This window comes from Enterovibrio qingdaonensis, from assembly GCF_028683135.1.
Lineage (GTDB): Bacteria > Pseudomonadota > Gammaproteobacteria > Enterobacterales > Vibrionaceae > Enterovibrio > Enterovibrio qingdaonensis.
This window is the reverse complement of record NZ_JAJUBB010000002.1, coordinates 161,270-183,705: the sequence shown is the minus strand read 5'-3', so window position 1 is coordinate 183,705 and position 22,436 is coordinate 161,270. Positions and strand designations below refer to the sequence as shown.

Below are 22,436 nucleotides of genomic sequence, written 5' to 3'. Positions count from 1 at the left end.
TTTGCACCGATGGATTTGATAAATCGAACGGTTAATTTTTGACAATTGTTCAATTTTACTTATCACTTAAAGAAAGGTGTTTGATGAAGGACTAAAGAGAAATGGACATAAAAATTCAGCAACTTAGGCATTTTTCCTTAGTGGCAGAGCAAAGAGGCTTTCGCGCTGCGGCCTCCAAAGCCAACCGCTCGCAAGCGGCGCTCTCAACGTCAGTGAAAGAATTGGAAAGAATACTGGGACAGACACTGTTTGATTCGGGTCACAAAGCCAAACTCACACCCTATGGCGAATTCTGTTTGCCCAAAATCAATCAGTTCTTAAAGCTCTACGAAGACTTAAACTCTGATTTACGCGCAGCGGCAGCAGGACAGCTCGGCCAGGTCCGCATTGCCAGCGTCCCCTCTGTGGCCGCAAAGTTGATTCCTCGCGTGTTAGCCAGCTACACCGACACACACCCGAGCGTTGATTTCGCACTTGTCGATGACAATGCGGCAGGTGTCGAAGCACGTTTATTGGCGGGTGAAGTGGACTTAGCCGTTGGAAATTGTCTTCATATTCAGGATGAACGCATTGTGTTTACACCGCTCTTGGCTGACCCTATCGGCATCGTCTGCCTTCACGATCATCCTCTTGCATCATCAAGTTTCCAGCTCAGTTGGGAAGATGTGGTTGAATTTCCGTTTATCAGAAATGGAACCTGCTCGTTATTGGAGCCCACGCCTGCACATATATTGGCCGACAATGCGCGCTACAGTGTCGAAAACATCACGTCACTCTTTTCAGTGTTGGAGTTAGGTATTGGCATCACAACACTTCCCCGCCTCGCCTTTCCAAGCGAATCAGAGCATTTACGTTGGATTCCTTTAACCGATCCTTACGTCGAGCGTCAGATTGGCATCTTTCGCTTAAGTGACCGCTATATTTCCCCACAGGCGTATGATTTTTATGAACTATGTGTATCCGAGCTATATGCACCAAATCAATAGGCCATACCTATTAAAATAATCGTCATTTTGAATTGGCGTGATGCGCAAGGAAAACGTAATCTACACCCAATAGAGAAAAAGATGAAAAAAAGGACTATTTATGAGTACGTTAACCTTACGTTGCCCGCATTGTCATACTGCCAACCGCATTCCGGCTGAACGCATTACAGACCAACCTAAGTGTGGTGCATGTAAATCGTCCGTATTAACCGGTAAACCGCTCGAAGGGACGGTTAACAACATGGACGCGTTATTGGCTTCTGACAAACCCGTCGTTATCGACTTCTGGGCACCATGGTGTGGACCATGCCAGGGTTTCGCCCCAGTGTTTGAAGCGACCGCAGCGCAGCACGAAAACGCCATTTTTGTCAAAGTGAATACTGAAGACCAGCAAGCACTGGCCGCGAAATACCGTATTCGCAGTATTCCTACCATCATGGTGTTTAAAGACGGGAAGTTAGCGCAGCAAATCAACGGTGCGCTGCCACAATCAGACTTCAACAACTGGTTGGAGCAAGCGAAATAATCATGCTTCGCGAATCGCCCTTAACCGAGGGCGATTCAGTAACCTGCATCAAATACACATCAGCATCTTACCTTTGCAATCCCAACTACCCTTTGCGCAATTTCGTTAGTGCACAATGCAATTGCACGCATAATGACGTGACTTCAGACGCGTTTACATCCAGCACTACAATTTATAACACCCCTAACATGATGCACATCAATAAAGCCGTTCACCTTATTCCAAATAATTAACATCAAGCAATTCAGCACCTAACAGGCTTGATCTTGCATCAAGAGCAAAGGCATAAAACTCGGTGCCAGTGTATAGAGTCCTTTTTATTTACTCTTGATGGCGAATATTTAGTGCGCGAACCATCACTTTCAGGCCAAACGTTCTCCTGAGAGGCTTGATTGTTTGTGTTGTTGCGTTGGGGTGATAGGACAGCAATCAGGAATTCCTGTGCTGCTCCGAAGGAAGATGTAATTAACGAGACTCTACCCGGATATACTCTAGCGTACGTTGACACAGCCACCTTTCACTAAGAGGTGGCTTTTTTTTCGATACGATTGGCACCTTGTGATCCCTTTTGGAGGCGAAATACAGCAGCTTCACAAAAAGACAGAGCCAGCCGAGGAAAGGGGGAATTCCTGGCCAGCTCTAGAATGGGATTAACTCTCACTGAATCGGATACGTTGAATCTGGCTGTCTGATTCTTGTTTTTCCAGTTGCTGTAACGCACTTGCTAGTGCGCTTTCGCTTTGAAAACCACAGCTTTTCCAACCATGTCCGTATTCCTTGCCATAGAATTTTGTAAGCTCTGAAAGCCAAGATTCTCTATTATTTTCAATCAATTCAACGACACTTCTAAACATAACTATCACCTCGTTGCAGGGAACAACAACACTATAACGAGAAGAAAACAGCAGATTGATACGATGACCGCAGGTACTGGTACTTTTGCCTCAACTTCATTTTTCCGGCCTGAAAGGCTGATAGAATGAGAGGCAGTAGTCAGGTAAAGAGATAACCGTGAGACAGAAGAAAACCGCTCTTGAAAAGGCACCTAGGCGCAAAGGCTATTCATGGCGATACAGAAAGATAGAGCAAGCGCAAAAACCAACGCTTTGGCATTGCCATGAAGAATATGAGCTTGCCCTGCACCGTCACTTCGTCGGAACCGCTTCAGTTGCCTACCATGAGTCTCCGGTAAGCCACAACCATATGATGCTAATTGGTCCTAACCTCCCTCACGCAGTGACATCGCAACACAGCGAAGGTCAATGGTGTGAGACCCATGTGGTTTGGTTTCGCGAGTCATGGATAAAGCAGCTAATGGCAAGCTGTGAGGAATTAAAAGATCTCTCGCCATTACTCGAACGCGCCAAGCTCTGCATCGAGTTTTCCGAGCAAACCGCTGAACACGTTTTTCAGTTACTAAAAGACTGCACAACGCGCACCCCTATCGAGCAGTTAGCGGTATTTCTGCAAGTGTTATCCGTTCTTCGGCAAGATAACCAAAGTAAAACGGTTTTACCCACGGCATCATGTCAAACCAAAGTAGATGAAGCGGACCGCGCAAAAATAGAGAATATCTGTGATTATTTGGCGCAAAATATGGCCGCGCCAATTACCCTTGCCGATCTTGGTCGCGTCTTCCACGCCAGCGGCAGTAGCATTCAGCGCCTGTTTACCGATCACTTTGGTGAAAGCTTTTCGTCGTATTTGAAAAAACTGCGTTTAGGGCATGCGTGCAGCGAGCTGCAGATGACGACCAAGCCAATCGCGTTAATCGCGGAAAATGTCGGGTACAGGAATTTGTCGAACTTTAATCGCCAGTTTAAGCAATACAAGCAACTGACACCGAGAGAATATCGGGGCCAATATCAGCACAAGCGTGGAAGTTAGAGAAGAAAAACAGGAAGAAAGGAATGCATGCCACCAAACGGCATGCATTTAATTTGCAGTAAGTTTTCTAGAACGAATGTCTGTCAGAAATCAGTGCTTTTTAGGGCCATTCTGAATCATGTCTTTACCCGTCTCGGCGATTTCCGGCGTCAGCCAGCGAGCCAGAATAAGCTGGTGCTTGTCGTCAAGAACCGCAACAAATGGACGACCGTCTGTGTTGTTTCTGGCAAGTGCAACGCCAGCTACGTCTTTTAGTCCCAATCCGCCATTTTCGATTGAGATAAGAAAGGCTTCCAGCTCTTCAAGGCTGTCGATGATATCGAGTTCATTATTCATGTAAGTAACGTCTTTTTGCTTGTTTACTGAAGGGCGGATTATTTCATGCAAAGTGGTAATGGGGCAATGAAGAGATACACATGATTGTCCAGCAATGATGCTGGAACTGTTGGAGCACAATCTCGATGGCTGCCTTAGCAGCCATACGTTGCTATTGGCCACAACACAGAAAGAAGGTCATATACCATCAGCGATTATTTCAGCGAGGTAGTCTCTATAGATCGTCGCACAAGAATCGAAACCGTCCATCGTATGGATTTGACGTTCCATATCACCAGAATTCTCACTATGTGTACGGTAGCGTCTCACAGTTACTTCTAACTCTGCATCAATATTACGCTGCGTCAGTGCGATAGATGCACCGTGTTTTTCTCGGTTTTTGTAAGAGGCATAAACGTCAATATAGTACTCACCCGAGATCATTCTCCCACCCGCTTTCACACCATTTTTCAACGTGTTATTCGTTAAGTCGAATTCCATTTCTAATTGAGTGCAGAGTGACTCAAGCTTCTGGCTAGCAAGCGATTCCTTTGCGCCAAAAATACGTTTTGCTGCTCTGGGAAACCGTAACCGTGTGTTCTTCTCTATCGCCCTAGTTAACATCGCCTTGTCTGATTCATCAATTCCTTCTCTCGCGCAGGCATTGTTGTACAAGTTGATTAGCTGTTTTTCGCTGAACTTATTCTCTTTTATTTTAAGAATTAATACTTCTACTTCCATATTTCCCCAACCCAACTGAACGTCACTTAATAACTCTGTACCCTTCATTGTTTAGTACTTTCTGTAGTAATCCTTTTATTGGCGTCAGGTGTTCAACATTCATTTTATATCGATTAATCTGGGTCCCTGAGTCGTAATACAACGAAGACATATCATCAGCAACACGGCTTTTGTCTGACTCTTTTTGTCGTTGAATAGACAATTCAAGAATCCAATCCATTATCTCTTTATCCGAGCCATCCCAATTTTGATTTCTCGTGATCCACGCGATTCGCTTACTCGGATTTTTGATGACAATAACTGTCTTCATAGATAGATTCTCACTCCTCTCAACCACCGATTGTTTGCAGATACAACGCTGCTTACCAAACTTTGTAACTGAAAACCTCTATCTCTTTGCACTCAGAATGACACATAAGATACGCTGTATTTTATGATTGAAATGCTAACAACTCTAAGCAATGTTCACCAGAAAAGTTATAGAATAATTGGGTATAAGACTCGGTTTTATATGCAAAAAAAAGAGGCTGAAATCAGCCTCTTTTCCTTTCAGATTTTAGTGCGTTACTTTATTTGCGAAAGCGACGTACAAAACCTAAACCAATCAATGACAGGAAGCTCCAGAAGCCAACAGAGCCGCCTGAACCATCGTATGCCGGTACATTAATTTCCGGTTGCGTTGAATCACGGCCTTCGACACTCACTTGCATCTCGACAGTAGAACCCGCCACCACGCTACGCGCTTTGCCTTCCGTTTGCATGACGATGCGGTATTGACCCTTGTCGATACCGAGAACATCAAAGAATACGGTCTGCTTGCCGTCTTTCTTCAGCACAACCTTCGGAACCGCAACACCATTCATGTTCTCCGGCATTGGGTCGAAGGTGATCGTCGCTATGTCACCCGCTTTTACCGCATCAGAATTGATTGGGTAAGCAACTTCCATTCGGCTGCTCTTCGTGTTCAACACAACGTGGTTGCCCGCCGTTTCACCGAAAGCGTAACCTAGAGAGATAAGCGCAGGATCGTGATCCGAAGAACGGTAAGGCGTCTCGGCATAGAAAGGGTTGTCTTTGTTAGGTGACTTATAACCGCTCTTGTAATCGAACAATGATGATTCCGCGGCGTTAATATGCCAGTCGGTCGCATCCAACACTTTTGCTTTCAATGATGGTGTTACTAACACATGGTCGAGTGAACCGATCTCATCATTGTACGAGTAGCTCCAGCTAGACGTGCCGCGCTCAGCATCTTTCATCTGAACGGTGTTCACATAACCAAATGAACGGGTGATGTCTGCACCATCAGCACCGAATTGCTTTCTGCTACCCACATAGGTGTCGCGTGCGGCACGAATCGCTTTGCCTTCTGGAATAGCCGTCAGTACCAGCATTGGATCTTCGTTTCCGTAAGAGTTCAGGTCTCCCAGAATCACGCGATCACCACCGATGCGCGCAAGCTGTTCACCCAGCTCTACCGCTGCCGCAACACGGAAGTTTTCACACGAACCTTGGAAGTCCGGATCTTTTACGTCGTCATACTTAGAATCAAAGCCGCTCCAGTTTTCCCAGCCTTGCCAATCTTCCCAACACGTTGAGCCTTTAGATTTGAAATGGTTAACCGCAACCGTCAACTTCTTACCCGTATTCACGACTTTGAACGTCGCAGCAACGGTGTCACGGTTGTAATTTTTACCGTTTTCACGGATCTCGCCATCTTTGTCGACAAGGGCTTGCCCGTTGTCGTCAACAATTGCAGGTGCGACCTGACGCGGCATTGCAAGAATACGTGCAGACTCAAGTGACACTTTGCTTGGACGGTAAATCAGACCAGAGGTAATGGCATCACTACCTATGCTGTCATCGCCATCTAAAACGGTATCGCCGTTTGAATCAAACCCAATAAACACATACTTGTTGTGAATCGAATTTGAGTAGTGACGGTCTGAGTAATCCTCATTCCAGTAATTCGCGTTGATGGCATTTACAAACTGGGTAATTGCGCCTCTGTCGCTGAAACCGTTATTTTCGATTTCCATCAAACCAACGATGTCTGCATCCATGGCAAAAACGGCTTCTACAAGTTTTGCCTGCTGACGTTCAAACTCGATTTCAGATCTCGCACCACGGTTATCACCGAACTGGTTTGCTTCGCCGCCATACGGAGAGTTGAAGTAGTTGAGTACGTTCAGTGTCGCGAGTCGAACCGCAAACTGATCATACGCCGTACTTTCGTCCAAGGTCGGCTCTTCAGTGCGATCGGTATTGTGGGTGAAGTTACTGTCATTCACCGTGTTTGTTGGGATAAGACGGAAATTGTCATCCAAGTAGTGGACCACACCTTCTAACCCAACAACACTGTCGTTGATGCGAATGTAGTTGCTTTGCGCATCGGCAGAAAAGCCCGAATAGTAAGGGATTTGTCCATCTGGTGCTTTTTCGTCAGACTCAACAATCAAGCGGTAGTTGTTGTTCTGCTCAGCATGCTCCATCGACTCCTGGCTACCCGCGATGTGCTCTTGGTTAGGCTGCATATTTGGACGCTTGTAAGACAACACCATGTTGCTACGTCCGGCATCAAAGTCATGGCTGAACGAACGCGACACGCGCATGTCTTCGTTAACGTCAGGTGTCGCAGGGTCAACATCAGTCGGCAGGTTAACGAGCATCCCTTCAAAACGTTCTAAGGTTTTTTGGAAGTCTTCGCCGTCAGCCTCTACTTTTTGCAGGTCAAATGCTGCAGGCACTGCTGCATCACCGTTTACTGTCCATTCCAGCGCAGAAAGCGTAGTCATTCCATCCGCTTCACGCACCTTACCAATAACGGTCACGTCTTTAGCGATAAAATCAGCAGGCAGGTCAACGTTAGTTTGAACAAACAGACCGTCTGATGTCAGCGGGTTACCGTCAGCATGGTAGATATAAAAGCCTTTAACGAGATTGGTCGCAACGGCTGTTACAACACCGCTAACACGGTAAGTGTCTTTCGTTTGCTCTTCACCTGATTCCAACAATGGAGAAGAGAAACCTTCGCCCTGAATCTCACCAACTGTTGAGTTAAGAGGGTCTGCGGGTTTTTCAGGGAGTGTCGAATCACCCAAGCCACTGAATGTGTCTTTGGTTTCAGACGCCCATGCCGTCGGGTCATAAACGGCTGATGCATTGGCTTTGTGCTCGAATCGGCGAAGCGTGGTGTCTTTACCCCAATTGTTGCCCTTTTTGGCAACACCAATCATGTCGTAAACGGTAGATGCATCACTTGCATCGGCGATGAACACAGCGTCATCACCGCTGAAATTCATCGAATTGTATCTACCTTGGTCCCAGTTCGCTGCTTCGACCAGCCGTGAACCATTTGCCGTTACCGCACTTTTTAGTTCCGCATTTGCATCACCGTGAGCAATAACCACGACGTCACCAGCAGCGATGGTAACGCCTTCGAGGACATTACCGCCAGCCGGGTTTTCAATGATGTTGTTGTAGATATTGCCGCTCGATTCATTGGCATAGTAAAGCGCGTGATCAGCGGTAAATGTGAAAGGTGCAGTGCCGTTGTTACGAATCTCAACCGCTTTGTTGTCGTATGAACCTTCAACATACTCAGAGATGATGATGTCGTTAATACCTGCCATTGCAGGTGCAGCCAATGCCATGGCAATCGCTGCTGAAAGCAGCGTACGTCTATTATTCATAATAAAACCTATTGCTAAATTCGGGAGAGATTAGAAGTAAACACGTGCGTAGGCGTACGCATTTTGTGCAGATTCACCAAGGTTGCCTTCAATCGCGATCAGCGTTGATCGAGATGGCTTGTAGTTCACACCCAAGGTGCCCCAAGTGCGGCTGTTGCCCCAGCTGGTTTCTTCGTCGTAGTACTTACTGTTCTCGTCCCATTCTTCATAGGCTTCATAGTTAATAGAGGTAACGATGTTCCACTTCTCATCAATCTGATACTTAGCGGAAACTAGGCCACCTTTGTTAGTCAGTGTCTGGTAGTTGTTGTACGCATAAATTTTGTTGTTTGGGTCAGTGATATCAATGGCGGTTTTTTCTTGAGCAATGTCTTCACGTTCGTAGAAGGCATTAAGGCCAACGGTGATCTTATCGGTTGCAACCCAGCGCATGCCAAGCCCCATTAAAGAATGCTCGCCATATTTTGACTCACCCGCAGCACCGCCACGACCTTCTAAGCCACCAACGACTGAGAACACGTCACCAAAGTAGCCGATATAGCCATTCACTGTGTCGCCCAACTCAGAACCGGAGCTAGATTGCGCACCGTAGGTATATGAGATACCGGTCTTGATCTTACCGAATCGACCTTCGTACTTGACTGTTGCGTCTTGGTCGCCAGCCTCGCCACTTTCTACTGTGGTATCAAGCGTGAAGTCGCCGTATTTGTCATAGTCATCAAATGCCGTATCCGTCAGGCCCGCTTCAACATAGTGGTTATCATTGATTTGATAGCCGAGGAACAATTTGTCCACCGCTAATGCCAACTCACCGTCTGCGTATTTCCAGTTCTCACGTTGGTAGTCAAGTTCTAGGCGGTAAATGATGCCGTCTTTAACCCCTTTAACCCCCAATGTGGCAAAAGAATCATCAACATAATATTGGTCATCATAGAACTCGCCGTACTCGTAGTTGGCACCGATGTGACCACCTACGCCGACTTCACCATAAAGGTCTAGTTTGTCGCCGTTCGCATTCTGGTAAATTTCGATTGCGTTAACTGCAGGTGCAGCAAGAAGGGAAGAAAGCAAAGTTGCCAAAACTGCTTTTTGAGGCGTTGCAATATCCATATTTCTACTCTAGTGATTACAAAAACAAAATGTCTCATTAGTAAAACTATTCTCACATTTCGGACTGCAATCATGCAATTTCCCCTCAATCTATATGAGAGCCTCGTCATATCATCAATAGATATTGAATATAATTGCGATATATATTCATCGAGATTCTTATTGAAAATAAATTAACCGTGGCATGAGCCACATTTTTAAAATCTCATTATGAAACTATTAATGATTTCTCTCGAATAAATAAGAAGCTATAATTTCATACAAAAAAACAAATGAATATATCGATAAACTAGGCAACACATAATGCATGCATTGTGCAACTGTTGAGTATTGATGATATTAATCCAAATGTGCCATCACAAGTGCAAACATTGAATACATCAATGTGATGACATTAAGCGTGGTAATCGACATGTAATGACAGAGAAGGTCGGAAGGGTTACATGCTCAAGATCGTTAGTTAAATTCTAGCGAATAGATGACAATAAATATGCCAAATCCAATCCATTAATCTTAATTAATACGAGTAACTGGACCGCCTGAATAATGTTAACCAGATCGCAATTCCCCTATCTACCTAAAAACTCCTCGCTCTTCCGAAAATGTCTGCATGATATAAATGATAATCATAATTTTAAGGCGTTTTATTGTGAGAAAACTGAGACTGGCAGGATGTATCTCCGCACTACTTTTAGCAGGATGTGGGTCTGATCCTATCGAAACAGTAAAAAATGATATTTTCGTTTTTGAAGGGTCATATACCAACGACCAAATCTATTCTACCCGCGCATTTTGCGAAACCTCGAACTGGTCAACGCGAGAAGACAGCCGAGGACGCACTGTCATTGATAATGTCTGTGAAATCTCAGGCGTAAAAGACAGCTACAATCAAGTGCTTGCTCAACTTACAGCAAAGAGAAAAGCGACACTTAAAGACACTGTTGATTATTACAACTCAGAGATCCTCAAACACCTCAATTACGTCGACCAAATTGACTTGTTGGTCGAAGGTGACGTTGTCAGCGAAGAATTAAGAACATTCGCGGCAGGTGCGCTGAGAGAAACGGATGTACCTTGTGATTTTTTGAACAACTCAAGCACTGAATCCTTCGACGAAATTAAAAGTGGCTGTAGTGATTCTGCTATCGCTCACATTGAAGCGTTTACCAACCAAATGGTTCGCGCAGAAGAAACGGCAAGTAAAGATTTAGCCGAAATTGAAGACCTGAAAATTTCCATGCCCGACAAATTGTATGAAACAACCTCATGGGTCATCGTGGGTAAGGGTGATGAAGAACAGGTGGAGTATGTTCAAACTAAATTGGATCTGATCACTGTAGATCTCATTACCGTTAATATTCACCTTGCCGACAAACCGTACATCAATGAATTGATCAACGGTGCCGTTCATGACGCAAGCAGCTATATCAATAAAGTTTCTAAGTATCCCATAAAAGTCTACGACCACGGATTGTACTATAACAACCCTAAGTACAAGTTAGGCCATGTTTGGACCTATGATTCATAACGCTTAACCAGAGAATGGCGGGCGATGGGATTTTGGTTTTATTTAACTCAGAACCCGCCATTCTGCTTTACGTGTAAATAGTCATTTTGTACGAACTTAGGCAAAGACAGCAGACTCTCGCTTACGACAATACATATTGAAAGCGAAAGTATCATTTGCATGACGAGCCATAAAGCAGTGTTACGGAATCTCATCCTGAAAATGTCATTTATTCACTCATAAATAATTAGTCCTCTATCACCTCTGTTTCAGAGTCACTATCAGATAACCCTCTAAGTCTTCCATTTTTCCAAATAGTAATTTCAAACGCAAAAATTCTTCACAACCTGAATTGACTACCGTTTTATATTAAGTGCGAGTTAAGCCCGCATGATTAAAAATCAATTCACGAATAAATAATTTTTTCAACAAGTTGCAATCCCACTATGTTTTTAACATAGACAGATTGGAACAATATCAATCACAGTCTAGATAGAGGAATACAATGCCAAAATTACAAATGGTAAACCCGCAGCAAAAAGTAGCTAAAGCCCCCACAGATATGAGTACAGAAAAGTATCTCTCCGCAAAAGAAGCAATCAACAGTTTGACTATGAGTAATATGGCAGACAATAACACTATTGTTTCTACAGGAGATGGAGGGATGCGGGTTGATAATCAAGGTATATTTGGAGACATAACTAACATCCAAGTTCAGTCCAATAAAGTACCCAACAAGCCTGGATCCGACAAAGATGGATTACAGTATGGTAATGTCCCATCAAATCAAAGAGGAACGACGGTAGCGGCTGTAAAGATAAAAACAAACATTTTGAGAGATGGAACTCAGTCTACATGTGACCTTTTGAAACAAGGACTTTTAGATAGCTTAGGTAAAAAACAAAGCACTAGGTATTGGTATGAAGTTGTAAATGAATAACATCACACAAGGTCAAGCCCACTTAAATGGGCTTGACTATAACGCTTATCTGTTATGTATTTTCACACTCGTATCAGCATTGATCTAACACGTTATTCGCATCTTCGATTTCAATGCCAAGATACTCAGATAGCTCCCTTTGTATACGATGATATTCATTGACGGGTACTTCGATACAATCCTGAAAATGTTCCGAATCCACTTCTCTAACGACGGTTAGCGTGTGCCCGTTTGATAGATAAATGTTGAAGCTATTATCAAAAGTGACGACTTGAGAGATATGAAGTTTTGATACCGAAACATTAGCATCCAATTTTAAGCCAACTTTCATCTTTTCTTCCTGTGTTACCGTTCAAATTTCACTGGCACGTTTTGAGTGTCCAATAACTTGCAAGAAAAAGGTAACACACTGTTTATATGAGAGAACCTCGTATTGATGAAATCTATAATTGACGAAAAGATCTGCGAATTTACGCGATAATGATCCGCGTCTAACCTCTTTGGTTGTCGCAAGGAGCGGCAATAAAGCGCGGCGGCAAACTCGTGTCGATCACCGGTGTGACTGCAGAAACTGAAGCGAAAGCTAAAGCGTTAGGCGTGTCGGCGGAGTTTGTATTTGTTCAAGCGAACGGTGAACAATTGCGTCATGTTGCCGAGATGGTGGACGCAGGTCAATTGGCCGTAACGGTTGCACAAACCTTCAGCCTTGATGACGTTACCACAGCTTTTGATATCAGTGCTCAAGGCCGTGTACGTGGCAAATTGGTCATGAAAATCTAACTATACGCCAAATGCAAAAGCCAACACATTCGTGCTGGCTTTATACACCCAAGCTAAGTGCTATCTCCCTTTTAATTGTCGATTTACTGAATGGAAGGCGACAAAAAAGCCCGCTTCATTCGCGGGCAAAAAAGGCAGTTACATTTTTTTCTTTACCACATTAATCGAGTACCGACGGTGATATAATCAGTCTCGGTTGCTTGTCCAAACACTGGATTTAAATCAAATTCTGAGCGACCAACTTCGGTATACAGAGCAATATGGTCGTTATAGTTGTGATAGATACCAAAAACAGTGCCCTGGGCTTTGTGACCAGCAGTCGCATCGGTCTGATCAATCTTTGTTTCACCGTAACTCAAACGTAGTAGCGTATCTGTCGTTACATTGACGGTAGTTTGCAGCCAATAGCCACTACTTTCGCGCTCGCGGCCTGAATCATCGAGTGAGTCAAAATCGAGTTGTAAAGCCGATCCCAATCCCTCACCTTTAAAGCCAGAAGCAAATAGGCTGAAGATACCGTAGTTCAAGCTTGCGCCCGCTGAATAACCGGTTGCTTCGACTTTGCTCCCAGAAGCGCATGTCACACCATTGACCGTACAGTTTTCTGCAGATTGGTAAATCGTATCCGCATAGAGGAGAAAGTTGCCACCATCAAAATCCTGACCATATGACACGTCCGCTTCAAATCGCGGAGAGGTCGTTTTTGAAGCGACAGGCGCGCTTTTAACACTAGGCAGTATGGATTGAATGGTACTTGGGTCATACAGGCCAACAGAGAATTTGACTGAAGAGTCTGTGGGCGAGTTATAACGAATACCGCTATTAAAGTTCGCGTACAGGTAACCAGAATGCAATGAGCCCGCACCGAGAGCACCACCGTCGTTTGCAATGTCATAGACAAAAAATCCGCCCGCCAGTACTGACGCATCCGCAAGAACAGGGCGACCATTAAAAATACTGTATTGCTTACCTATGACGATTTGACCGAAATCACCATCAAAAGTGGCATAAATTTCCCTAGGATCGAGCGACTTTGACGCTGTCGAACCGACATTACCTAGGTTTTTATAGTTGCCTTCACCAGAGTGAGGGTTAATTCTTAATCCTAATCGGGCATTGGCTTTAATCCCTTGAGACTCAGGAACACCGAAATTAAAGCCAACCATGTTTGGTGAATCACCGGAAGTAATTCTAAAGGCGTCGTTACCTTCTGCATCTCCTCTTGTTGAACTGGCATTTAGAATAACCCAACCATCGACACCAAATGAATAGCCATCCTTATCGTATACAGGAATTTCAGCCATTGCATAAGGTGAGATTAATAAAGCGATTGCCATGGGGTAGTTATGCTTTTTCACAAGACACTCCTTGTTAATGTTTTGTTTGTTGTCCATTCCTTTATTTGCAATGGCGATGCCAATTGATTTTTTAATTTATTACCTTTAAAAACAACACCTTGCGATAGCCGTGTGAAATTTGTTTCAATTAAATTAGTGCAACAAAATGTCTTTACTGCTTCATCTTAATTGCGACAGCGTGTTGCTGAATCCACATATGAAAGCGCTTTATTTCTGATAATCTTAAATAAAGTGAGATGTACTAACATTCTATTAATTAAGGTTTATAATTTTATTGCGAGAAATGAAGTGATATTTAAGAGTTGTTATTTATCGACGTGGCTTTTAAATGCACGAGAAGATTGATGAATATTGATAAAATAAGAGCCATCATTTCTCAGATGGCTCTTAGGAGTTTATATGGTTTTATTTTTCATGGACGTCGCAATGTAGTCGGCTTGTCTTATTGCAAGTGCTACGATTGTCAGAGTAGGGTTCTCTGTTGCACTCGTCGTGAATTGACTGCCATCGGAGATGAACAAATTATCAATATCATGTGATTGCCCCCATGAGTTAACAACGCCATCCCGAGGTTTCTCGCTCATTCGGTTGGTGCCCATGTTGTGGCTAGCAGGATAAGCAGGCAAATTGCTGACCTTAATGGCACCCACGGATTCAAAAAGCTCCTTTGACTTCTGGTAGGCATGATTTCGCATGCGGGTATCGTTGATATGATCAGCCTTATACACAACAGGCACAGGCAGTCCATGTTGGTCTTTTTCTGTCGCGTGAAGCGTAATGCTGTTTTGTTCAACAGGCATATCTTCACCACAAATCCAGAAACCAGCCATCTTTTCATAGTTACGTAGCGATTCAGATACCTCTCTTCCCCAGCCACTCACACCTGGGTTTAAAAAGGCTGACATGAATGGTAGGCCAAGGTGCAGGATTTCCAACTCGTAGCCCGCATAGTGGCCACGTTTGGGATCGTTGTCTTGCCACTCTTTTACAATGCCAGGTACGACCGTACTTTTGTGCATATGAACAGGCTTTTCAAATTCTGCATAGACACCACCAGTAGTATGCGTCATATAGTTTTTGCCCACCTGACCGGATGAGTTTGCTAATCCCTCAGGGAACATATCTGAGGCAGAGTTAAGCAATAAGCGTGGCGATTCTATAGAGTTAGCTGCAACGGCTATGACACGGGCTTTTTGGAAATGCTTATTGCCTTCCTTATCTGCGTAGAGAACACCAGTCACTTTACCTTGTTTGTCGTGTTCAATTCTTAAAACCATGGACTCAGGACGTACCTCGCAATGCCCAGTAGCTTCTGCTTGAGGGATCTCTGTGTACATCGTTGACCATTTCGCACCAATTTTGCAGCCTTGCATGCAAAAGCCCATCACTTGGCAGGGCGGTCTTCCTTCACGAGGTTGAGTGTTGATGGCTAATGTCGCTTGTTCGCAGTGAGCATCGATCTTTTGGGCCCCAGCTTCGACGACTTTGTAGTGGCTACTTTTCCCATGGAAAGGCATGCCTGTTGATTCTGTACCACATACCCCCATTTTCTTTTCTGCTAGGACGTAATAAGGCTCAAGTTCTTTCAACGTGATCGGCCAATCAAGAACATTCGCACCTGGTATGTCGCCATTGGTTGTTTTCATTTTGAATTCGTGTTCTTGGAATCGCATGGCAACACCAGCCCAATGCATAGTTGAGCCGCCAACACCCTTTACAATCCAAGCTGGCAGGTTAGGAAAATCTTTGGCTAAGCGCGATGGTGCAGTTGAAATGCGCTTATCAAGCCAAGATATTTTTCCAAACATTCCCCACTCATCATTATCGATGTCGCCGAGTGTAAAGCGTTTTCCTGCTTCTAAAACAACGGAGCGGATACCTTTCTGCGCAAGTTCATTCGCCAGTGTGCCCCCACCGGCACCGGATCCGATGATAACGACTAAACTGTCGTCATCTAGTCTGAATTTATTTGACATTACTACATCCTTTTATAATTTAGTTAAATCCAATCAATATCCTGATACCCGCGATTTATATATCCACCCTGCTCCCATGACGAACCGCCATAACCAAACCATGGCCATAAATCAGGGCTGTTATATAGTCCCATCATCATGGTGCCTTTTATTTTCTGAAAGAATGCTGAGTTTTCGTAGTCGCGAAGAATACTAACTCTGTCTTCCTCTTCTTTAAGGTCTATGTATTTCTTGTTGAATTTTTCAAAGGAAAGCCTATCTAGCTCTTCAACGCCATTAATCAACAATCCCCTTAGTGATTCATCTTTCTTTGCTTGTTCGCCAATCGGTATTAATAATCTTGTGTAATATTTATCTTCAAGATCATCGTGAGGGTATATATCTCGAGACATGATTAACAGAGTGCTACTGGTATGCATACCTATAGCACTGCTTGCCCATGCAGGAGCTGGAACTACTGCACCTCCTATCCCAAGTACAAATGTACTTGCACCTGCGATGGCAATGGAGCCTTTGGAGAGGAAGTTCCTTCGAGATAGTTCCTTATTACCGATAGGAATGACAGAGTGTACTTTTTTCTTTTTGAAGTTGAATTTCATATGATACCTCTTTGCTTATCATGTTTTTTCTTATTTCATCTGAAATGTCTCTAGTGATGTTTTTCATTAGTTCAAATTCATTTTCGACATGGTCGCTTGTTAACTCCCATATTGAAGTTTGCTTGGTGAATTCGATGTATTTTTGAATATTGCATTTATTGTAAAACTCATTGGCAATTGACCAGAGTTCATAGGTATTTGTTGTGCATAAAATAACCGCATGTACAAGTACGGCAATTTCATTGCAACCTTTCACCTTTTTTCGACGCTGGGCAGTGCCTACTAGTTTTTGACCATTTGACGTAATGTTGTAATCGCCATTACAGAATGAGCCTGATAGCGCAGAGCATGTAGCACTTACGCCTAGCTTCTCTAATGCGTGAATGATGGGCTCACAAAGTGCTTGGTAGCTTTTCGCTATGCTGACGTTGCTTTTATCCAGTTTGAAAACCAATGCGACGTTAATTGAGCCTGGTGACTGTGGAACAACATCTCCTCCAGTTTGACGGGTTATCACTGGCCAACCTTTATGCGTTAGGCAAGATTGGGCATAGCTAAACGTATCGAGTTGACTTATCGAATAAGGAACAACGACAGAATTAGAGCATCGCCATATCGTTAGCGCGCAATCAAGTTCATTGTTTGCCACTCTTTCGAATAAGGTCAACTCTTGTGAAAGTCCTTGTTTAGGGGCAATGACTTCCAAAGAAACCTGCTCTTCAAAAACCATGTTCACACCTGCTCGATTCTTTCACATAAAGAAGAGAGAAACGCTGCAGCAGGCCCTCCATCAACAGCACGATGATCAAATGTCAAAGAAAGTCCGACAACTGAACGTATTTCAATATCGCCATCGCTGTTTACGATAGGCCGTTTTACGGTTTGACCAATGCCCAGGATCGCAATTTGTGGGATATTGATGATCGGTGTGAAATGCTCAACTCGACTTAAGCCAAGATTGCTGATCGTGAAAGTTCCTTTGGTCATTTCAGCAATGGACAACTTTCCTTGCTTTGCCCTTTTAACCAATTCCTTTCTTGATTGGTTAACCTCAATCAAAGATAAGTTTTGTGCTTCAAAGATAGTTGGCGCAACCAAGAGGTTATCTTCTAGGGCGATGGCTATACTCAGATGAATGGATTCACTCACATAAATATTATTTCCTTCGATGTGCCCATTCATGAAAGGATAGTCTTTCAATACATCTACAAGACATTTGCAAAATAAGTCTTCAACGGAAACTTTGAACCCTTTTTGACCCAGAGACTCCTTGTATTGAAGTAAGTTTGTCACGTCACAAGAGGCATGGTGCGTTAACTGGGCGGCTTCATCGAGACTGCGCCTCATATTAACAGCGATCATACCTCTTACCCCTCTTAAAGGAATAACTTGATCACCCATTGTTAATCTCCTGATACCAACCCAATAATGTCGCCTTTATTTACAGTTTCATCGGGTTTTTTAATAATTTTCACTTGGCCTGCACTTGGTGAGAAAATCTCATATTGAATCTTTTGCACCATTACCTCGGCGACAACTTCACCTTTTTCAATCTCACCACCGTTACTCACAAACCAGGTTGTAATAACGCCTTCCTCATCTTCTTCCCAAAGATCAATCGCAATTTTGATTTCCGTATTCATTGTTACTTGCTCTCCATATTTCCATAAGCGGCGACGATTTTTTCTGCGCTAGGTAGTGCCCACTGCTCCATTGGTCTTGAGAAAGGAATGGGGATATCTGGGTATGCGATTCGTTGAGGGGGGGATTTAAGTTCGATTCCACTTTCCACTACAGAAGCGATGATCTCTCCAGACATTCCATAGCTGTGATAGTCTTCATCGACGACGATGAGCTTACCTGTTTTGGATACGGAGTTAAGAACGGTTTCCCTATCGAGCGGAACAAGCGAACGCAAATCAATGACTTCTGCATTGATGCCCATTTTAGCGAGTTGCTCTGCGGCTTTTAGACCATGGTGGACACCAGACGTAATACCAACAATGGTGACGTCATTCCCTTCTTTCACCACATTGGCTTTGCCTATTTCAACCATGTATTGTTCTTCCGGAACATGGACAACAGAATCAGGCTCAGTACCTAACCATCCCATTCCTTGCAGTGCTTTATGAAACATAAACACAACGGGATTTTGGTCACGAATGGCGGCGAGCATGAGTCCCTTAGCATCATATGCATTAGAGGGAGCGACCACTTTCATACCAGGTAAGTGAGCGAAGGTGCCGTGTAAACACTGCGAGTGCTGGCCTGCATCACTGTAGCCGCCGCCCGTAGATGTCATTAGCACCATAGGAACGGGGATATTACCTCCGGAAAAATAGGTGTTTTTAGCCATTAAGTTGTAAATAGCGTCCATACAGACACCAAAGAAATCGACAAACATAAGCTCAACGATGGGCCTCATCCCATCCGATGCAGCCCCAACTGCTGCCCCAATAAAAGCGGTTTCGGAAATTGGTGTATCCCGAATGCGCTTTGAGCCGAACTCTTCATGTAAACCGCGTGTATTGCCGAATACACCGCCTAATTGACCGATATCCTCACCCATTACAAATACACGATCATCTGTTCTCATTTCCTGAGCGACCGCCTCTGCCATTGCGCGTGCGATGGTGAGTTTTCTTTCTTTAACTTTTGTCTGACTCATCTTCCTAGGTCCTTTAAGAATGATTTCTAAACAAATACTTTCTCTAATGCTTCTTCTGGGGATGGATATTCGCTGTCACGAGCAAATTGAATTGCCTCATCAACCTGAAGACGAGTTTTCTCAACCAATGCGACGTCCTCACTTTCGGTCCAATTAAACAGTTCAGTTAACTGGGACTTCATTCTGTGAATCGGATCTTTGGTGAACAACGCTTCTTTCTCACCATCAGGGCGATAACCTTCTGCATCTCCCATAAAATGGCCGGCAAGACGGTACGTTTCGATCTCGATTAATGAAGGGCCGCCTCCGTCACGTGCGTTCTGAATTGCACGACCTGCAGCGGAGAAAACTGCGTTTGGATCATTATTGGACACGTGATATCCGGGCATATCATATGCAGCAGCACGAACATCATTTTTTAGCACCGCAGTGGAGTCAGCTTTTGAAACTGATATTCCCCAAGCGTTGTCTTCAATGACAAAGACAACAGGTAACTTCCAAATTGATGCTAGGTTTAACGCTTCGTGGAATGCTCCTTGATTGACAGCACCTTCGCCAATAAAGGAAACGGCGACACCGGGTCTACCAGAAAGCTGTCGTGAGAGTGCAGCTCCCACCGCAGGGCCCATGCCTTCAGCAATAATTCCTGAACAGGAAAAATTCACCTCCGCATCAAAGATGTGCATATGGCCGCCTCTGCCTCCACTAAGGCCGGTTTTCTTACCAAAAATTTCTGCAGCCATTTTTTTAAGATCGACCCCCTTAGAAATTGCAACATGATGGGGTCTATGTGTTGATGTAACGACATCTTGAACGGTCAAATGGGCGCACACTCCAACAGCACAAGGTTCTTGTCCATTTGACAGGTGCATTTCTCCTGGAATTGGACCGTTTGCCATATTGAATGCCGGAGATTTTCCTTCCATGTATATTTTTTCAATACACTCCTCAAAGTAGCGGCTGATGAGCATGTGCTCATACATCCACAACTGTTGTTCTTTATTTGGCTTCATTTTATTTCTCCATTAGTGACTATTAATATTTTCGTTTCTATTTCAGGCCATAAATGAAACCTGCAGTTGGCAAATAGCAAGACTTAAGCCAATTTTTATCTTCATGAAATATATGTATTTTTAAATTATTCTTGGTGAAGCAAATAAATATTGACACAGGGAGATGCGACAGTGTGGCGCAACAGGTGCGACGCTATGATTCATATAATAAATTGATTATCAAAGCTGAGATTATGTAATTACTTTGTTAATGGATTCTTGATAAATAAATCTGATTTGCTATCTAGTTAACTAGCTAAATGGATTAAGCTGAAAACGAAAAGGATGGGTATATGAGAAGTTATCCAAGGCAAACTAATGCAAATTCTGAACGTGTTATGGTACGTAAACCTTCTTCGGGTGTTTCCGACATAAAAACGTCGTGGCACCGATGTGATCAGGTGCATCACCTTGATTCTTACCAACTTCCTTCTATAGATAGGGTTAGCGGATTAGAACTAAAAGAAGAAAAAGAGCGGATAACTGAATATCTCATCGATGCGATGCCGTTGATAGATAAACTGCGCATAACTGCGCAAAGTTCGGGTTACTGTGTTTTGGTCACCAATGATAAAGGCGTTGTCGTAGAGAGGTATTTAGATTCAAACGTAGCCAAAGAACTCTGTGGCGAGAATCTAGGGAATGGTTCCATATGGCTAGAGTCTATCGCGGGTACCAACGGAGTGGGTACGTGTTTGGAAAATCGACGCCCTTTGACCGTATTTGCAGGCGATCATTTCTCTAACTCGTTTAAGCATCTCACGTGTTCTGCTGCTCCACTAATAGGCCCTGATCGAGAAATATTCGGTGTTCTAGACGTTTCATCATTTGCTAAAGGGAATAAACGGCTGCAAGGATTTGCACTGAACACTGTGTGTGAAACAGCCAACAAAGTGGAAACCTTACTTTTTAAAAAGAAATACTCTCCCGAATATCTTATTTTTGCTTTGTTGTCTGAGCAATCAAGAAGTTGTAGTGAGAGCAATTCTCTCGTGGCCGTCGATTATGAAGGTGTGGTGTGTGCGGCTACGACTTCTGCGTTATCCATATTTAATGTCAATCAAGAACACAAAATTATCGGCTTTTCAATTAGTTCACTATTTGGAATTGAGATTAACGAGGTGTTGTCTGGAAATGTTAAACCAGTAAGGTGCCATGGCTCACCAAATGGTTATGGATTGTGGCTAGCTAACGTATTGCCTAAAGACGAGAGTAAGGCTAGAAACACGAAAAGAAAGCCTCTATCAGTCGATAATTCAAAGATAAACACCGAGCTGATGAAGTGCGCGGGTAAAGATGAAAAGTTGGTTCAAAAAGCATCTATCTGTTTAAGAACCATCAATCGCAAAATCAACATCCTCCTTCACGGTGAAACCGGCACTGGCAAAGAGGTGTGGGCTAAAGCAATCCATAAGAGCAGTGACAGAAAAGATAAGCCATTTATCACCCTTAACTGTGCTTCTATACCAGAGTCCCTCATTGAAAGTGAACTGTTTGGCTACACATCAGGGACTTTCACTGGTGGATTGAAGGGCGGGAAAGTAGGGAAAATTCTCGCTAGTGATGGAGGAACTCTTTTTCTTGATGAAATAGGTGATATGCCAATAGCGCTTCAAGCCAGATTACTGCGGGTAATAGCGGAAAGTGAGATAACCCCATTAGGACAAAACGAACCAGTAAAAGTTAAACTTCACGTTATTTGTGCGACTCATAGAGATCTTAAAGAGCTGATTTCAACAGGAGAGTTTAGAGAAGATCTTTACTATCGAATAAGTGGGGTGAATATAGAGCTACCTGCTTTTAGAGAACGTAGCGATAAAATTGAAATCATCAATTCACTGGTGGCAAAGATACAAATAAGCGATGGCTTTAAGCAAGAATTTACGTTGAGTCAATCAGTGATAAGAACGCTATGTGATTATCACTGGCCGGGTAACATACGACAGCTAAAAAGTGCTCTTCAGTATGCGATGTGTGTGTGTGAAGGGAGTGAAATTGACTTGGATGATCTCCCTGAGGAGTTGTTACTTAAGCAAGCGCCGAAAACGAACGAACTCACCCCCGCATTGTCACTTAACGTCGACCACTCAAATCTGTCTTCAAGTGAGGCTTTTGAAGTTAATAAAATACTCGAAACCCTAGCGGAAAATAGGTGGATTGTAACCCGTGCAGCTAAGGTGCTTAACATAAGCCGTTCAACTTTGCATAGGAAACTAAAGAAATACAATCTTCTGGCTGATGAATAGTTGGCAAGGGTGCAAAGCGACCAATGCACAGTTTTAAAACCAACACTTACCTT

At 43.7% G+C, this 22,436-nt stretch carries 22 protein-coding genes; 7 read left to right on the top strand and 15 right to left on the bottom strand.

Features of this window, described 5'->3' with window-relative positions:
- The first annotated feature begins 101 nt into the window (after positions 1 to 101).
- Together LRP49_RS03790 and trxC are read left to right on the top strand one after the other, a co-directional pair.
- A complete protein-coding gene (locus LRP49_RS03790) occupies positions 102 to 986 on the top strand; it encodes a LysR family transcriptional regulator (protein WP_274140350.1) in 885 nt (294 codons plus the stop codon).
- 100 nt (positions 987 to 1,086) lie between these two features.
- Positions 1,087 to 1,512: a thioredoxin TrxC gene (gene trxC / locus LRP49_RS03785; RefSeq protein ID WP_274140348.1), complete on the top strand. Its 426-nt coding sequence runs from the start codon at positions 1,087 to 1,089 to the stop codon at positions 1,510 to 1,512.
- Positions 1,513 to 2,162: 650 nt separating this feature from the next.
- On the opposite strand, the gene LRP49_RS03780 is transcribed toward trxC, so the two are convergent.
- Positions 2,163 to 2,366 carry a hypothetical protein gene (locus LRP49_RS03780; RefSeq protein ID WP_274140346.1) on the bottom strand — a complete coding sequence of 68 codons (204 nt, stop codon included), beginning with the start codon at positions 2,364 to 2,366 and terminating at the stop codon, positions 2,163 to 2,165.
- 157 nt (positions 2,367 to 2,523) lie between these two features.
- Here LRP49_RS03780 and LRP49_RS03775 point away from each other — a divergent pair, with 157 nt between their 5' ends.
- Positions 2,524 to 3,399, top strand: coding sequence for a helix-turn-helix transcriptional regulator (locus LRP49_RS03775; protein WP_274140345.1), 876 nt, complete (start codon positions 2,524 to 2,526; stop codon positions 3,397 to 3,399).
- A 90-nt stretch (positions 3,400 to 3,489) separates the two neighbouring features.
- Here the strand turns inward: LRP49_RS03775 and LRP49_RS03770 are convergent, their stop codons facing one another.
- The 5 genes from LRP49_RS03770 to LRP49_RS03750 all read right to left on the bottom strand — a co-directional run bounded on the left by LRP49_RS03770 (position 3,490) and on the right by LRP49_RS03750 (position 9,257).
- Positions 3,490 to 3,735: a hypothetical protein gene (locus LRP49_RS03770; protein ID WP_274140344.1), complete on the bottom strand. Its 246-nt coding sequence runs from the start codon at positions 3,733 to 3,735 to the stop codon at positions 3,490 to 3,492.
- A gap of 177 nt (positions 3,736 to 3,912) precedes the next feature.
- On the bottom strand, positions 3,913 to 4,455 hold the full coding sequence (locus LRP49_RS03765) for a hypothetical protein (RefSeq protein ID WP_274140343.1): 543 nt from the start codon (positions 4,453 to 4,455) through the stop codon (positions 3,913 to 3,915).
- A gap of 22 nt (positions 4,456 to 4,477) precedes the next feature.
- Complete coding sequence (locus LRP49_RS03760; protein WP_274140341.1) at positions 4,478 to 4,765, bottom strand: hypothetical protein; 288 nt, start codon at positions 4,763 to 4,765, stop codon at positions 4,478 to 4,480.
- Positions 4,766 to 5,024: 259 nt separating this feature from the next.
- Complete coding sequence (locus LRP49_RS03755; RefSeq protein ID WP_274140340.1) at positions 5,025 to 8,147, bottom strand: ExeM/NucH family extracellular endonuclease; 3,123 nt, start codon at positions 8,145 to 8,147, stop codon at positions 5,025 to 5,027.
- Positions 8,148 to 8,177: 30 nt separating this feature from the next.
- Positions 8,178 to 9,257 carry a porin gene (locus LRP49_RS03750; protein WP_274140338.1) on the bottom strand — a complete coding sequence of 360 codons (1,080 nt, stop codon included), beginning with the start codon at positions 9,255 to 9,257 and terminating at the stop codon, positions 8,178 to 8,180.
- A 649-nt stretch (positions 9,258 to 9,906) separates the two neighbouring features.
- Between LRP49_RS03750 and LRP49_RS03745 the strand changes: the two genes are divergently transcribed.
- Both LRP49_RS03745 and LRP49_RS03740 read left to right on the top strand, forming a co-directional pair.
- The gene (locus LRP49_RS03745; RefSeq protein WP_274140337.1) at positions 9,907 to 10,785 is read left to right on the top strand and encodes a hypothetical protein; all 879 of its coding nucleotides are present in this window, start codon (positions 9,907 to 9,909) and stop codon (positions 10,783 to 10,785) included.
- A 484-nt stretch (positions 10,786 to 11,269) separates the two neighbouring features.
- A complete protein-coding gene (locus LRP49_RS03740; RefSeq protein WP_274140336.1) occupies positions 11,270 to 11,704 on the top strand; it encodes a hypothetical protein in 435 nt (144 codons plus the stop codon).
- Between the two features lie 73 nt (positions 11,705 to 11,777).
- Here the strand turns inward: LRP49_RS03740 and LRP49_RS03735 are convergent, their stop codons facing one another.
- Complete coding sequence (locus LRP49_RS03735; RefSeq protein ID WP_274140335.1) at positions 11,778 to 12,035, bottom strand: hypothetical protein; 258 nt, start codon at positions 12,033 to 12,035, stop codon at positions 11,778 to 11,780.
- 173 nt (positions 12,036 to 12,208) lie between these two features.
- Between LRP49_RS03735 and LRP49_RS03730 the strand changes: the two genes are divergently transcribed.
- Positions 12,209 to 12,484 (top strand): zinc-binding dehydrogenase, encoded by a 276-nt coding sequence (locus tag LRP49_RS03730; RefSeq protein ID WP_274140334.1) that lies wholly within the window; start codon positions 12,209 to 12,211, stop codon positions 12,482 to 12,484.
- Positions 12,485 to 12,636: 152 nt separating this feature from the next.
- Here the strand turns inward: LRP49_RS03730 and LRP49_RS03725 are convergent, their stop codons facing one another.
- From LRP49_RS03725 to LRP49_RS03690, 8 genes are all read right to left on the bottom strand, one after another.
- Positions 12,637 to 13,842, bottom strand: a complete 1,206-nt coding sequence (locus tag LRP49_RS03725; protein WP_274140332.1) for a porin — start codon at positions 13,840 to 13,842, stop codon at positions 12,637 to 12,639.
- Positions 13,843 to 14,237: 395 nt separating this feature from the next.
- On the bottom strand, positions 14,238 to 15,818 hold the full coding sequence (locus tag LRP49_RS03720; protein WP_274140331.1) for a GMC family oxidoreductase: 1,581 nt from the start codon (positions 15,816 to 15,818) through the stop codon (positions 14,238 to 14,240).
- 23 nt (positions 15,819 to 15,841) lie between these two features.
- The gene (locus LRP49_RS03715; protein WP_274140330.1) at positions 15,842 to 16,417 is read right to left on the bottom strand and encodes a gluconate 2-dehydrogenase subunit 3 family protein; all 576 of its coding nucleotides are present in this window, start codon (positions 16,415 to 16,417) and stop codon (positions 15,842 to 15,844) included.
- Positions 16,365 to 17,147 (bottom strand): lipoate--protein ligase family protein, encoded by a 783-nt coding sequence (locus LRP49_RS03710; RefSeq protein ID WP_274140329.1) that lies wholly within the window; start codon positions 17,145 to 17,147, stop codon positions 16,365 to 16,367. The genes LRP49_RS03715 and LRP49_RS03710 overlap by 53 nt, the downstream gene beginning before the upstream one ends.
- A 2-nt stretch (positions 17,148 to 17,149) precedes the next feature.
- On the bottom strand, positions 17,150 to 17,818 hold the full coding sequence (locus LRP49_RS03705; protein WP_274140328.1) for a 2-oxo acid dehydrogenase subunit E2: 669 nt from the start codon (positions 17,816 to 17,818) through the stop codon (positions 17,150 to 17,152).
- Positions 17,819 to 17,820: 2 nt separating this feature from the next.
- A complete protein-coding gene (locus tag LRP49_RS03700; RefSeq protein ID WP_274140327.1) occupies positions 17,821 to 18,060 on the bottom strand; it encodes a biotin/lipoyl-containing protein in 240 nt (79 codons plus the stop codon).
- A gap of 2 nt (positions 18,061 to 18,062) precedes the next feature.
- Positions 18,063 to 19,085, bottom strand: coding sequence for an alpha-ketoacid dehydrogenase subunit beta (locus LRP49_RS03695; RefSeq protein WP_274140326.1), 1,023 nt, complete (start codon positions 19,083 to 19,085; stop codon positions 18,063 to 18,065).
- A 26-nt stretch (positions 19,086 to 19,111) separates the two neighbouring features.
- Positions 19,112 to 20,098: a thiamine pyrophosphate-dependent dehydrogenase E1 component subunit alpha gene (locus LRP49_RS03690; RefSeq protein WP_274140325.1), complete on the bottom strand. Its 987-nt coding sequence runs from the start codon at positions 20,096 to 20,098 to the stop codon at positions 19,112 to 19,114.
- A 332-nt stretch (positions 20,099 to 20,430) separates the two neighbouring features.
- On the opposite strand from LRP49_RS03690, the gene LRP49_RS03685 reads away from it, so the two are divergent.
- Positions 20,431 to 22,383 carry a sigma-54-dependent Fis family transcriptional regulator gene (locus LRP49_RS03685; protein ID WP_274140324.1) on the top strand — a complete coding sequence of 651 codons (1,953 nt, stop codon included), beginning with the start codon at positions 20,431 to 20,433 and terminating at the stop codon, positions 22,381 to 22,383.
- Positions 22,384 to 22,436 lie beyond the last annotated feature (53 nt).